Origin of the sequence: Bacteroides cutis (assembly GCF_900241005.1) — a bacterium.
Lineage (GTDB): Bacteria > Bacteroidota > Bacteroidia > Bacteroidales > Bacteroidaceae > Bacteroides > Bacteroides cutis.
The window spans coordinates 470,020-485,419 of sequence record NZ_OEST01000001.1 but is presented as its reverse complement, the minus strand read 5'-3'; the positions used below and the strand labels follow the sequence as shown (position 1 = coordinate 485,419).

Genomic DNA, 15,400 nt, shown 5'->3' with positions numbered 1-15,400 from the left:
TTTACTTTAGAATTGCAAGTTAAAACCAAAAGTGTATTGTCTCATTGTAGGGTGCGTCGTGCCCAATGCTTCAGGATCAGCAATGTCGATACCGTCCAAGCTGAACAAATCGTGTCCGCGGGCATATAGTTTCACACCTTTGACGAAACCCGCTTTCTTCATCCATCTTTCAGGCATCTGGTAATAAAGTTCCAATGTACGTAATTTCAAGAACGAAGCATCGGTCACCCACAAGGAGTTTACATTGTAGTTATTGTCCGAACCCTGTGTGGTCAGTCTCGGTAACGTACCGTTCGGCGTGTCCTGACTCCAACGGTTGTCCCAGTAGTATTGTGAGATAGTACTGTTGCCCGTCAACGGACGATATACGCTATTCGTGTTCAGATATTTGCTATAATGAGAAACACCCTGGAACTGTGCCATAAAACCAAGTCCCTTGTATTCCGCTCCCAAGTTGAAACCGAAATAAAGTTCCGGACAAGTCTCGTTGTAACCCATGGGCACCGCGTCATACTTGTCTATCTTCTTGTCTCCGTTTTGATCTTTGAATTTCAAGTCGCCGGGACGTACGACACCCAGATATTGCTTCACTTCACGTTGGTCAATCTCTTCCTGGCTTTGATAGATACCTTCCACTTCATAACCGAATATCTGTCCCAGACTTTGTCCCGTACGCTTTTGATAATCATACAGACGATATTCCTCATTCATTTCAATAATCTTGTTACGGTTGAAAGAGAGTTGTCCACCTATCTGGTAACTAAAGTCAGCGATACGGTCGTTCCAAGCAGCCGCCACTTCCACACCATAACTATTCACGATACCGTCGTTACGTTTTGGAACCGACATACCAAATATGGAAGAGATAGCAGTGGAACCGTCTACCAGAATATCCGTACGATGGTCATAATAACCATCGATAGTAAGCGAAAGATTCTTCCAGACAACCAGATCGATACCTACGTTCAGCTTGTGTGATTTCTCATAGGTCAATCCTTCCACGGCAATCTGATTTTCAGCATAACCACTCGCTCCGGCCGGAGTCTGTCCGAAGTAATATCCGTTGCCACCTCCAAAATAAAGTTTCCATAACCCCATCTCATAATCGGCTCTACCCGTAATACCATAAGATGCTCTCAACTTCAACAAATCAATACCATTGTCTTTCAACCAATCTTCCTCAGACAATATCCAACCCGCACCTATTGATGGGAATATCCCCCATCGGTCGTCCGGATCAAGAACACTTGCAGCAGAACCCGACAATGTAAAGTCCAACAAATACCGGTTCTTGTAGGTATAATGTGCCTGTGCCGCTACGTCCATATAGGCACGCGACTTGTTCTGTCTTTGACTGCTGGTCTTGTCCATCGAGTAGAACAAGGTGGCATTCAACTTATGATCATTCCACATTTTATCATAGTTAGCCTGTGCACCAAACGTAAAACGACGTACAATCGAGCCTACACTGCTGCTAAAACTCAAAGCCGTTTCTTCTCTCAACTTTTCGTATTTGTCTTCTTCTCCGTCCCAACCTTTCACAGCCGATTCATAAGCAAACGTACGTGTGTTATTGTCCCAATAGCTACCGTTACTGTCAAAGCCAATCTGCATGGAAGCCGACAAACCGGGAGTGATAGCACTTAAATCCTGCATAATATTCATGTCAGCATAAAGAGCCCGGCTCTGCGAACGGGCATACCCCATTCCTGAAATATAAGCTACCGGATTATTGGAATAGATGTCGTTGCCTCCCCACAAACCATTGGCAGTCTTCACAGGGAAAGCCCCCGAAGGTACTTGGTACAACGCTCCAAAAAGATTACCCACCGTTGCTCCCGGACGGTTATGTTCGGCAAAGTTACCCAACATACCAATCTGTACTTGAGTGGTTTTGGTAGCCTGGATATCCAGGTTGGTACGAATATTCACTTTGGAATATTTAAGTTGTCCTGAATAACCTTCATTATCAGAAACAGGTTTCAGAATACCACGATCGTCCAACCAGTTCAACTGGGCAAAGTAACGTACTTTTTCGCTACCACCCTGAATGTTGAAATTCACATTGTCACCATAACTATGATCGCGTAAAGCTTCGTCCCACCAGTCTACATTAGGATAAAAATCCGGATAAGTCTGGTCTCTGAAAGCATCCAGTTCACGTTGGCTGTAACGTGGCGACAAACCATCATTTCTCAAACCTTCATTTAACGCTTGTGCGTATGTATAACCGTCTACAAATTTAGGCAAGCGGTTAGGAGTACCGAAATTGAACTCATAGTTGAAATTGATTACCGGCTTTCCTACCACTCCACGTTTTGTTTTGATGTAAACCACACCATTGGCACCACGCACACCATACAACGCCAGTGCCGCCGCATCTTTCAATACGGTAACCGACTCTATCTCCTGTACGGTGATATCTTCAATTCCACGTTCAAAACCGTCTATCATTATCAGAGGAGTCCTACTATTCGTAGTACCCAGTCCGCGTATATACATTGTAGCAGCATCACCCCATGCCGTATTGGCATTCTGCATAGTATACAAGCCCGGTATCAGTCCGTACAGCGAGTTTGACGCATTAATACTGGTCTTATGGGAAAGTCTTTCAGACGTTACCGTACCACCGGCAGTAGTCGCTTCTTTCCGGTCGAACACCATTCCTCGTCTGTATTGCTGTATGCTGTCTGCTACTTGTGCAGTCGCAACGGATGACGACAACAACAAAACAGCTGTGATTAGTTTTATACTTTTATTCATAAATAATCAATATATAGATATTTACAATGTCGATTTATTCCCAACCCGGATTTTGTACCAGGCCATAGTTTATGTTTACCTCAGTAGCAGAGAATGCACTCAAATACCATTTCGGAGAGAAACCGCCGGGCTTCTGCCAGGCTCTCTGCAACAATTCGGGGAATTCAAACTTATATTCCTTCGTATCCTTGTGACGATAGAAATTCAACTTGTGCAAGGATTTCGTAAAGATATCTTCACGTTTCCAACGTATCAGGTCAAAGAAACGTACATTCTCATAACCAAATTCACAGGCACGTTCACGTAAAATGGCTTCGCGGAACTCGGTTTTTTCATCTTGTTCACCTTTCAACTTCAAAGGAGGCAAACCTACGCGGGCTCTCACTTCGTTGACATATTGATAAGCTTCACCTGTACGGTTACATTCGTTCAATGCCTCTGCATACGACAGATAGAGTTCTGCCAAACGAAGATGTGGCCAATGGAAACTACGGTTTTTGTATTCACCCGCACGGTCGAGAGCAAACTTACGTGCTGCAATGCCACTACCCATGATACTGTTACTATCCGTATACCCACTTACTTTTACATGCTTTCCTTGCGGATAGTTAGCCTCGTCACCGGGATAGGCAATGAAAACTTCCGCCTTAGTACCTTGATAGTCGTCTCCGTCTAACAAGATACTTTCGCACAAACGGGGATCACGATTAATGAACGGGTTTTGGCGATGCTCCGGATTGTTCCAGTCAAAATCGGTACCATCGGTCATTTGGAACATATCAAAGAATTCCTTGGTAGGACACCATCCACCCCAACGCATACTCTGCATCAAACAAGGAGTATTGTTCGTCATGTTATATCTACGTACGGAAATCAACGATTCCGTGGTTCCTCTGGTATAATAAGCGTCTTGAAAAGCCTTGCGATATCCTTTCAAATCGGCAGAAGCAGGTTGTACAAGTTTATAATAGCCACCTTCCTTTTGGTTTTCCGTAAAGAAGTCCTCACATGCCTGACGGGCATCCTCCCAACGCTGGGCATCGTATCCACCAAACCAAGTCATGTGCTTGTCTGCAGCTTCACCCGGATAATAAGGTTCGGCATCGTTAAACAACGGACTTGCTACAAAAAGCAATAATCTGGCTTTCAATCCCAAAGCAGCCCCACGTGTCAGACGTCCACTCCAGTTACTCAAGTCATCACTAGGCAGTGCCCAAGGTAACTGTTCACAACTTCCGGCTTCATCCAGCAGTTTCACGGTAAAATTTACCGTCTCCTGCAAAGTGGCACGTGGCGGCATATTCACTTCTTCGGGCGCATAAGCACGGTCAACGATAGGCATTGCTCCCAAATGACGTATCATGTCCACATAGTGGATGGCAATAATAAGTTTAGCCTCCGCCTTCAAACGTTCTTTTTCATCTCCATCCATATCGGACACACGATCCACATTGTTGATGAATGTCCATGCATGACGGATACCCTTCCATACCTGGCGGGCTTTCCACCAACTACCTATACGATACTTTGTACAGCCGTATTCACTTTCGAGATCCTCATAACCTGCATTATAGGTTCCCGAATAATAAATTCTTTCCGCACCGCTCCATCCTAAAGTAGCCTGGTTCAAGTCGGTCAACGATTCAAGAACGGTAAACCGCAACGCACCGTCCCCATCATATTCCTTGGGAAGTTCCCAAGGTAAAGTACCATAAGCATGCCACAATACCCTACGGGCATAGTCAGCGGTAGAAAAAATGGTATCAATCGTCACATCTCCGCTGGGTGGTTTCTGAAGAAACTTATCGCCGAAAGCCAAGTCTTCGCAGGAGGCCAATGATATTATCAGAGACAATATCAACAGATGAATATGTTTTGTTATCTTTTTCATTACTGTCATTGTTTAAAATATTAGAAACCTACTTTCAGACCCAAATTTATCACCATCACGTTAGGATACATGGAAGTATCGGTAGGAGAAGCCTCGGGGTCGATAATACCCAGTTTGTCAAACGTCAGTAAGTTATAGCCGCTGGCATATACCCTCAGATTGCCTACACCGATTTTTTTCGTGATATATTGAGGGAAATTATAACCTAATTCCACATTCTTTAAACGCAAGTAGGAAGCATCTCGAAGCCAGAGATCGGAATTCAGGTAGTTATTGGATTTGCTTGTAAAAGAAATGGCAGGAGCCTTTGCCGAATTACCCTTTTCGGGAGTCCATGCATCAGTCACCATATATTTCATCAATGCACGTGAATCAGTTTCACCGAAGGGGAGACGGAAAACGTCGTCCAACATACGCGAAACTTTAGTTGCTCCTGCCCAAGTCATGCTGAAGTCGAAGCCCTTGTAGGAAAACCCCAAATTGAAACCACCTGTAAGTTGTGGATAAGTGGGATAACCAATGGCAGTCTCGTCGTTCTGGTCAATCACGTGGTCACCGTTCATATCCTTATATTTCACATCACCGGGTTTAGGTACAAACCCCGAACCATGATCAGGAATACCACCTTCTTGTCCTTTTACCTCTGCATAGCGTTCGGCATCTTCTTCAGAAAAAAATCCGTCATATTTATAACCGAAGTTCTGCGAAACCGGTTTACCTGTGCGTCGCATATAGTCGTACGGTTTATTGACTTCATCATTAAAGACAATCTCATTTTTGGCATAAGCCACGTTAAAGCCGATATTATAACCGAAATCTCTTATCTGGTCACGCCAATTTAAGGCAAGTTCAAAACCCTTGTTGTCCACCTTACCGATGTTAGCAATAGGCAAATTGGCAGCTAGATAATAAGGAAGTACCTGACGGCTGGTAAGAATATCCTTACGATGCTCTATGAAATAATCAAAGTTAGCTTTCAACTTACTGTCGAAGAAATAAGCGTCGATACCGTAGTTTTGCTTGGCAGCTGTTTCCCAAGTCACATTCGGATTACCTATTTTAGCTTCCGCCGCTCCCGGGAAAGAGACTGAAGTCTGGTTTCCGAAGAAATAACCTCCGGTCTTCGCTGTATAAGAGTCGGGCAAATAAAGAAAACGTGAGTCATCTCTTACACGGTCGTTACCTACCACACCATAGGAAACACGGAACTTCAGGTAACTGAGCCAAGGTTTCAACGGTTGCATGAACTTCTCTTCGGTCAAAATCCAACCGACGGAGAAAGCTGGAAACAAACCGAATCGTTTACCCGGAGCAAAGTTCTCAGAACCGTTATAACCCATGTTTACCTCTGCCAGATAACGTGTATTCCAGTCATAGGTTATACGTCCTACCAAACCTACATAGCTTCGGGGAATTCCTGTGAAAGCAGATGGGCCTTTGGGATAGTATTGCATACGTTGGTTGTACATGGCAAGTGCCGATACATGATGGGCACCAAAATCACGTTTATAATTCAGGGCAAACTCCATATACCAGTCTCTCGCTTTCGAAGTACTTTCACTGTAACCTAAATTTTGTTTTTCCCCTACCTTAGTAATATTTACCGTACCATCGGGATTTACAATAGGTTCATAGTGCGGATAACTCCCAGTACGCAATTTGTACAGTGTGATACTACTGTTATAAGATGCTTTGGCATGAACTTTCAAACCTTTAGTAATGAAATCCAACTTCTGTTCCAGTGTGAAGTCAAAATTCAATACATTACCTGCTGCTGTATTATAACCACGTCCATACACCGGATAAAGGCCATCTCTAATATTTCCCATACCTACTTGGTCGGGATCTGTCCATATCCATTTACCATCCACGATACCTGCTCCGGTAAAAGGAGCAGTACGATAAATGTCACGGAACAAGTAACCTATATTACTGCCTCCTTCATAGTTGGGTGCACGACGGTCGTTGACACGTCCACCCAAATTGATACTCATCAATGTAGAATTAGTCAAGTCCAAATCCAGGTTGACACGATAGTTGTAACGATTGTAACGGAAATTACTGTCATATTCGTCTTCGAACGACTCAAACAGACCATCTTGTGTAAATGCACCTAATGAAACAAAGTAACGGGCTCTTTCCGTACCACCGGATATAGAAAAATTATGCTGTGTCTGTAAGGCCGAATTCTTAATCATCAAGTCTACCCAGTCAGTATCGGTATAAATCAACGGATTACTGTGTGTACGATAGGCCTCGATGGCTTCGGGGGTAAAAGCCAATTCATCCTGGGTCTTTCCATCACGAAGCTGTGCATTGTTATAAGCAGTGGCATATTCATAACTATTGGCAAACTCAGGCAGACCAGTAGGCATCTGTAAAGCAAAAGAAGTAGAGAAATTAATCTTCGGCTTTCCTGCCTTACCACGTTTGGTGGTTACGATAATTACACCATTTGCACCACGTACACCGAATACAGCTGTCGAAGAAGCATCCTTCAAAATAGATATATCCTCGATTTCATTAGGGTCGAGCTGGCTGAATGAACGTTCTACACCATCTACCAGGATCAAGGGTTCCGACAAACCTTCAGTCAATGATCCCACACCACGCACAAATATCCTGGGATCGTCCACGCCCGGTTGTCCGGTACCTTGCACCGTACTCAAACCAGGCATCTTACCGGTCAATGCATTGGAAATACTTCCGGCAGGTGTCTTCAGTAATTCTTCTGTTCCCAAAGAGGAGATGGCACCCGTCACAGATACCTTCTTGGTGACACCATAGGCCACCACCTGCACCTCCTGTAACTCTTGTACATTCTCGTCAAGTTCTATCTTCAGAGTACTCTCTCCTTTGTATTTTATTTCTTTATCCACATATCCTACATAAGATATCACAATCGTAGCTCCCACAGGGACTTGTAGTTTGAATTTACCATTCAAATCGGTAATTACGCCTTGAGCAGTTCCTTTTACAATGACACTGGCACCGATCACCGGTCCATAAGCATCAGTCACCGTTCCTGAAACTGTCTTGTTACTTTGTTGCACGATTGCATTTGCAACAGTAACTTCTGATGCATAATTTCCGGAAGAAAACGCCATTTGTCCGAATGATAAAGATGCCGCCAACAACCATATCTGTTTTTGAGGTATCTTCATCGGAAGAAGTAAGTTTCTCATTAATTTTAAATTTAAGTTAGTTATACAAATTATCATATCTCATTAAAGCTTCTAAATAATAATAGTCGGCATATATCAAAGGCACATCTATCTCCGAACCGTGAGGAATACTTCCTACACAATGCATCAAGATAAAATTGCAGTTAGTGCCCGGAGTAGCCAGATAAGCGGGTGAAGAAAGCGATTGTAAGATATGCTCCGCTGCCTGCAGATACTTGTCACTTTCAGATACGTAACCACTCAGTTCCAAAAATGCCGAAGCGGCAATGGCAGCTGCCGAAGCGTCTCTTGGCATTACTTTAAATTGCTTCGGATCATAATTCCAATCAGCTACATAACCTTTCTGTCCGGCATTGAAATCCCAATAAGGAATACCGTCCTCAGGCATATCGGAATGGTTCAGCCAAAAATCTGCTGTGCGTATAGCCATGTCGAGGAAATCCTTACGTTTCGTTTCACGATAAGCCATAGTGTAACCATAAATGGCCCAAGCTTGCCCACGTGCCCATGTGGAATTGTCAGAAAATCCCTGACAAGTGGCACGGTGTAATACAGCTCCTGTATTTTCATCATAATTTACCACATGATAGCTGCCATAATCCTTCCGGAAATGATTCTTAGCTGTAGTTTCGGCATGTTTATTAGCTATATTGTAAAAAGTAGAATCACCTGTCACCTTAGTTGCGAAATAAAGCAATTCAAGATTCATCATATTGTCTATGATAACTGGAAAATACCATTCATCTTTACCGTTCCAGGATTTTCTGTAGTTCCAAGATTCTATACAACCCGTCTTTTCGTTAAAACGAGTACACAGTGAACGGGCAGATTCCACTAGAATATCTTTATACCTTTCGTCGCCTGTCAATCGATAGGCATTTCCAAAGCTACAATACATCAGAAAACCTATGTCATGATGAGTAGTCAATTTCTTCAATGGTTCAAGTGTTTCTGTCCATTTGACAGCTGCTTTTTTCCAGTTTTCTTTTCCGGTATACTCATAAATATACCACAAGCATCCAGGATAAAATCCCTCCGTCCAGTCATTGCGATGTGTCACAACACGTTTTCCATCTTTACTGATAGTACGCGGAAAACGCGTTGAATCCGGAACGGCTTTAATCTGGGCTGCCAGTTGTTGCTCCGCTCTCCCGAATCCTTGTGCCACAAAACCTTTATTACTTTTCTTTCCACTGTCGATACAACCGGAGAGGAGAAAAGTACATAAGATTAAAAATACAAAGCATTTTGTTGTTTTCATTTCCTTTTCATCTTAAAAGGTTTAACATTTCTAATTTAAGTACCTTATTACTAATTCGTTCTCGGCACGAATTAAGATACTTTCGTATAATAAAACTTCTATTACACAACAATGAAATATATAATTATCATCCATTTGGACAATAATTACGCCCGTTTGGACAATAGTTACATATCATACTTGCCTATGTTTTCTATCGCAGAACAAAAAAAGCCCGGACTTTCGTAAGTCCGGGCTTTTACACAACCTGTTATCTTTTCACTCTTATCGATTCAGAGTCTTTTTCATTTTCTCTATCATTTCTTCAGGACTGGCACCTTGTTTCAATTGTTCAATATCAAACATTTCCAATTGCTTGTCCAATTTCCGAATAGCTTGTACCTTACCTGCCTTCTTATACTCTTCTTTCAGTATAAAAATCTTTTCGCATTGCTGTATACCTTCAATCAATCTTTCAAAACGTATGGAAGAACGGCAACCCGGATATACCAGATAAGTGTCTCCGGCAGCCCAAGTTCTGAAACGGGAATCTTGTAACGGTTGCTCTACCCAGCTGTTATAGGCCCAACGCAGATAACCGTCCATATGCAGACGTGCCGCATAGAAACCTATCCAGGTAGCTTCCGCAGGAGCCGAAAAAGTAAAAGTATTGGGTTTGGGTTCCGTACAACAAGTATAATAGGTAGTCACTTTACCTTCGGCATTACGTTTCTCAATTCTTTCCCATGGGAAAAGTTGGTCGGGAGCAATGCAATAGTTGAAAATCTCAGGTTCTATCTCAGCATGGTAAACACCGGCAAACGAAATCTTAAAATCCTTGTCGGCCTTACGTATCAGCGCCATCACTTTTTTCATAGTATCAAGCGGGCGTTCGTCCATGGCAATACAAGTCTTCTCAAACCATCCTTTTTCCCTTAGATGTTTAGAGAAACTTGTCAACATGGCCATCCATACTTCATCATACTCTTTTTCACCCGGTTTTGTCTTAAGTACTTGCATTTTGTCAGTTTTCTGATCAAAATATCGGAATTCCATACTCCAAGGAATCATCGAATAACAATTAATATGTTTGTCAATGCCCAACGACATCATGAATTCCACCCAAGCATCAAATACATCGTACTTGAACTCCCATGTTCCATCATACCTCTTGATCCAAGTCACCATTGATCTGAATTCATCATAAGTTTGTCCACCCCATGCCCGATGCATGATAGTAGCGGTAATCACCTTTTGTCCCGCATCCGCCAACGTCTGCATAAAAGGACGCATCGCGTCAAAATGCTCCTTCGTCCATTCACCTGTCCGATAATATCGGGATACCGCATAAGGATTCTGCCATAAATCCAAGTAAAACTTCCAGTCTGAAGGTTTAGGTAGTGTACGGTCCACAACGTTTACTTGAAGCGACAGCATACCCGCTTTCTTTCCGTTGCGTAAAATTTCTATCGCACCTTTATAAAGTCCGGCAATTACCTCTTGGGGAACCTTTACGGTAACCCATACCGGACAGGTATTTTGTTCTTTCAAATCAAAACGGGTAGCCACATCTATCGCGTCCGCTACCAATAAAGAATCGAACAGGGTTCTATCCGGACGATGCCCACATCCTCCTTTTCCATCCTTATTCAGTTCATCGGTCATGACATACCTCACGAAACCGGCAGAGATACACCGTGCCGGAATAACAGTTCCCTTCTTTCCTTCCAAATCAGACATTACAAAGGTAATATTATCCTGTTTCTCTTTACTCCACATTACAAATTGTGCATTCAGTTTTTCTCCTTTCCAGCCTGAAAGTTTCATTGTACCGGATTTTTCTATACGAACCGGCACATCTTTCTTGGCATACCTCATGTCAGTAGTCCCCCAAGCAAAATGAAGACCATCCGTCTGCTTGTTCCAAACTGCCTGATCGGTCAGTGCAGGGTCATCCAATTCTTCATACTCTTCTGAAAACATTTTTTGTGTTTGTGCATTTATCACTAACAATGGTATATACAAAAAATAAATGAATAAAATTTTTCTCATAATCATGATACTTTACGTTATTAAATATGATTTAGTAATAAGGGTTCATTTGTTTTGTAATTCTTTCCGATATCCCTGTGGAGTAATCCCGTAGAAATCTTTAAAACATTTGCTGAAATATCGTGGATTGGAAAATCCCAATTGATAGGATATTTCGGATATATTGAATTCCGAATGTTTTTTAAGCCGACGCAAAGCTTCTTCCATCTTCAATTTCAAAGTAAGCTCATTGGGAGTAAGTCCTGTAATCCCTTTGAGAACAACAAACATTTTACTACGGCTCATATTCAATCCATCGGCCAACATATTCATATCAAAGTCCGGATTGTCCAGATTTTCTTTTATTATTCCGATAGCTTTATCCAATAGATTCTTGTTATCTTCAGTCAAACCTTCGTTTCCGGCAATAGTTACAAAAGAAACATCAGTCGTAGAAGCGGATACCTGCGAAACAGGCACAGAAGAATTTATACTATTCAACAATAACCGTTTGTTCTTCAAAAGATTGTTGCAGCGTGCCAACAACAACTTCACATTGAACGGTTTCGTGATATAATCGTCTGCACCGAACATATATCCCTCTATCGTATAATCTACCGAAGCTTGTGCAGTCAACAATATTACGGGTGTATAAGCAAGTTCCAAACAATTTTTTATTTTATAGCAAAGTTCCTTACCCGACATCACAGGCATCATTACATCGCTCACCACCAAGTCGGGATGCAGTTGTTGTGCCATTTCAAAACCCTTTTGACCATCGTTTGCCTTATATACCGTATAAGCGGAAGAAAACAAAGAGTTCAACATTTCAAGCACATCTTCATCATCCTCGACAAGTAAGATACTCGGCTTTTCATCCCCCTCCATAGGATTGTCTACAGTTAAAATATCCTCCTTGTCAAACAAAGTAGGATCAATGAACGAGCCGTTCCATTCACTCCGGGACATCACAATCTTTTCATGTTCAAGTTCTTCATGTGTAAAGTGATTATTACCCAATTTCAAACGTACCTTGAATATACTTCCCTCATTTTCCTTACTATCCACACTGACAGTACCTTTATGTGAATCTACGATACTCTTTGCCAAAGCAAGTCCGATACCACTTCCCTGCATTCCTTCCTTGGAAGTTTCATTAATCTGGAAAAATCTGTCAAATATCTTGTCCAATACCTTTTCGGGCATGCCACAACCGGTATCGGCAACAGAAAGTTCCACTTCTTCCGACAGTCGTTTAATGGTTACTTTGATCTGCTTCCCTTCGGGCGTATATTTAAAAGCATTGGAAAGCAAGTTAAAAACAACTTTCTGCATTTGTATAGGATCGAACCATACTTCTACTTCAGTTTCAATATGCTCAAAAGTATAGGTTATATTCTTCTTCCGGGCAATCTCTATAAATTGTGAATAAATATCTTTCACAAAATAAATAAAGTCCATGCATCCCACTTTCAGTTTCACAAATCCTTGTTCCTGTTTTCTGAAATCAAGTAACTCACCTACCAAAAAACGCAGATTGACAGCATTTCTGTATACACGCCGTAATTGTCTTTGTATGGAAGGTGATATTTTTTCCATATACAGCATGATCTCAATCTGTCCGATGATGAGTGTCAACGGAGTACGGAATTCATGAGATATATTGGTAAAGAAACGAAGTTTAGTACGATTAATCTCGCCCATCCGCTCTTTTTCGTCTTTCTCTTTTTTAAGGGATAAAGCAAGCTGCTGTCTTGTCCGATGTGTACGCCATCCTACAACCGACAAACTGCCAAGAAACAGTATATACCCTCCAAAAGCCCATCCCGTAAAATACCAGGGCTGATGTATCTTGATGCTGAGAGAAATTTCTTTGGGGACAAAATCTTCGTATTGATTACTACTACCCACTTCACGTACTTTCAATATGTAACTACCCGGAGCAAGATTCGTATAGGCAACACGGGCTTGCTTGGTAACAAGCCATCGCTTGTCGAAATTTTCCAACTTATATTCATAACCGGTATTTGCATCTGTCTCTACATAATTGGAATTGGAAAAATCTACAACCAAATTATTCTGTTCGGACTCCAAATCAATATGATTGACAAAAGGAAGTGATTTTTCCAATACACAATGCTCGTCACCTGGATAAACTTTGACATTGTTAATGATAAGATTGGAGAAATAAAATTCCCAGTTTCTATTACCCGGCTTATATAAATCACTTTCTTTGAAAGACATCAATCCGTTTACACCTCCTATATAAATCAAATTGTCTTCGCTTACATAAAGACCACAATTATTAGCCACACCTGAAACCAAACCTTTATGACCGAATTCTACCGAATAGACAAAACGATTGAAAGGCGAATAAATGGAGAAACCTTCGTCATTTGTTATCAGGACATGATTCATAGAGGTTTCTACTATATTGTAACAAAAATCACTCAGTAATTTACTGTTTTCGCTGTTATAGTGCTTCCATTCATTGTTGGCATAATTATATGAATATACACCGTCACCCAAGGTTGATACGTAAATAGTTCCATCTGTAACTTCCAGTATTCTCGTTATCTTTGCCCGGGGACTTCCCGACTTTTTCATCTGCATCGGTTCTATTTCCTTGGATTTATCCAATGCAAGTCTAAATACTCCCCAGTCATCACCAAACCATACATAACCATGTGAGTCCACCTCAAACAAATGAAAAAAACGTTCGTCGGTTATCAATTCAAATTGATCCGTAACAAGATTTAGACGCCAGAACCCGTTATGTGCCATTACATACAGATAATCCCCCTGACATTTGAGACTTAATATAATATGATTAGGACCTATATCGGTACGTTTATAAGCATCAAGATAATTATGAAATGTATGAGTGGATATATCATAAGAACTCAAACCTCCCGTATAAGTTCCTACATAAATACGATTTCTCAGTTTATCATAAGCAATGGCTTTTACATTGTTATGCAAGATCGAACGTCCGTCTTCTCTGGCAGTATAATAAGTAAATGTACCTTGTTTCCGATCCAAACAGTTAATTCCTCCACCATCCGTAGCAATCCACAGATTATGATTTTTATCTTCTACCATCTGTCCTACCAAAGGAAAATTCAGACAATAATCATTGCTTTTATCGTAAGAATAATATTTAAAGATATCTTCTTCTTGATTGAAATAGTTCACTCCACCATAATAGGTTCCTATCCAGAGCGTTCCTTGCCTGTCTTTATAAAGTGAAAATACAGATTTATGCCTCAAACTTCCGGGACGATAATCAGGAAAATAAGCAGAATAGGTATCAGTATAAGGATTATACACCTGAAGTCCATCGAAAGTACCAAACCAAATATTCTGCCTATTATCCTCTATAAACTCCCGTATTTGATTACTTATCACACGAGTAGGCGAATTTATTTCCTTCTTGATGATTTCGTCTCTACCCCTCTTGTATAAACCGTTAGTTCGGGAAGCAATCCATAACTCACCTCGACTACTCAAAAACACATCGGATATTTCTATTTCAGGAATCACACACCGTACATTTTCTTTTTCCGCTATATAAAGTCCTTTCGTCGTTCCCAGCCAAAGTTTCTCTTCTTCACGTTCCATACATACAATGACCGGTACATCAAATTTTTTATGAAAGTAAGAGAAATCTTTCTTATTGTCATATCTGAAAAGACTGTCTGCAACAGTAAACCATAAATCTCCATTCCACACCTTCATTGTCCCCGACCCTACATGATACAGTTCTTTGAAGAAATCTTGTTCCATGTCATATTTCATCAGAATGCCGTCATTTTTAATGAACACATCTCCTGATGCATCACATACCATGGAACCAATGGTACCATTAATGAATTTTTTGTTCTTTTGCCGATTACTATCTACTACATCATAATATTTATATTTCAATATCTGGTTACCGTCATATACATTCACTCCCTCATTAGTACCAAACCACATACGCCCTAACGTATCCTGACAAATGGACAATACTGAAAGATTGGATAGTCCGTCATTTATATCCAATGTCTTAAAATACTGCCCATATGAATGAATACTCAAAAATACGGATAAAAAAAATAGCAAATAGCATTTGGTTTTAGCCATAAATATAATTTTAGAGTGTGCACAAAGATAATACTTTCCTCTTTCTATACAATAGGACACTCCTTTTATAATATTAGGAAAAAATTTCCTAATACTCCCGGAAAAGATTTAGTAGGGCATTGCTTTCATTTAAACAATTTTTTCCAATCATGTCCGCTTCCATAC

Annotated in this window: 6 protein-coding genes; all 6 read right to left on the bottom strand. The window is 41.1% G+C overall.

Going from position 1 to position 15,400, the window contains the following annotated elements:
- Window positions 1–6: 6 nt before the first annotated feature.
- The 6 genes from C1A09_RS01895 to C1A09_RS01870 all read right to left on the bottom strand — a co-directional run bounded on the left by C1A09_RS01895 (window position 7) and on the right by C1A09_RS01870 (window position 15,235).
- On the bottom strand, window positions 7–2,763 hold the full coding sequence (locus C1A09_RS01895; RefSeq protein ID WP_101542039.1) for a SusC/RagA family TonB-linked outer membrane protein: 2,757 nt from the start codon (window positions 2,761–2,763) through the stop codon (window positions 7–9).
- Window positions 2,764–2,797: 34 nt separating this feature from the next.
- Window positions 2,798–4,654 (bottom strand): RagB/SusD family nutrient uptake outer membrane protein, encoded by a 1,857-nt coding sequence (locus C1A09_RS01890; RefSeq protein ID WP_180949160.1) that lies wholly within the window; start codon window positions 4,652–4,654, stop codon window positions 2,798–2,800.
- A gap of 20 nt (window positions 4,655–4,674) precedes the next feature.
- Window positions 4,675–7,839 (bottom strand): SusC/RagA family TonB-linked outer membrane protein, encoded by a 3,165-nt coding sequence (locus tag C1A09_RS01885; RefSeq protein ID WP_233519842.1) that lies wholly within the window; start codon window positions 7,837–7,839, stop codon window positions 4,675–4,677.
- Between the two features lie 16 nt (window positions 7,840–7,855).
- On the bottom strand, window positions 7,856–9,100 hold the full coding sequence (locus C1A09_RS01880; protein WP_101542037.1) for a glycoside hydrolase family 88 protein: 1,245 nt from the start codon (window positions 9,098–9,100) through the stop codon (window positions 7,856–7,858).
- A gap of 264 nt (window positions 9,101–9,364) precedes the next feature.
- Entirely contained in the window at window positions 9,365–11,131 is a 1,767-nt protein-coding gene (locus C1A09_RS01875; protein WP_101542423.1) for a DUF4091 domain-containing protein, read from the bottom strand.
- A 45-nt stretch (window positions 11,132–11,176) separates the two neighbouring features.
- Window positions 11,177–15,235, bottom strand: coding sequence for a hybrid sensor histidine kinase/response regulator transcription factor (locus C1A09_RS01870; RefSeq protein ID WP_101542036.1), 4,059 nt, complete (start codon window positions 15,233–15,235; stop codon window positions 11,177–11,179).
- Between the last annotated feature and the right edge of the window lie 165 nt (window positions 15,236–15,400).

Bases quoted from the DNA above. Each gene is read 5' to 3' on its own strand.
- C1A09_RS01895 (WP_101542039.1), bottom strand. From the start codon at position 2,763: ATGAATAAAAGTATAAAACTAATCACAGCTGTTTTGTTGTTGTCGTCA.
- C1A09_RS01890 (WP_180949160.1), bottom strand. From the start codon at position 4,654: ATGAAAAAGATAACAAAACATATTCATCTGTTGATATTGTCTCTGATA.
- C1A09_RS01885 (WP_233519842.1), bottom strand. From the start codon at position 7,839: ATGAGAAACTTACTTCTTCCGATGAAGATACCTCAAAAACAGATATGG.
- C1A09_RS01880 (WP_101542037.1), bottom strand. From the start codon at position 9,100: ATGAAAACAACAAAATGCTTTGTATTTTTAATCTTATGTACTTTTCTC.
- C1A09_RS01875 (WP_101542423.1), bottom strand. From the start codon at position 11,131: ATGAGAAAAATTTTATTCATTTATTTTTTGTATATACCATTGTTAGTG.
- C1A09_RS01870 (WP_101542036.1), bottom strand. From the start codon at position 15,235: ATGGCTAAAACCAAATGCTATTTGCTATTTTTTTTATCCGTATTTTTG.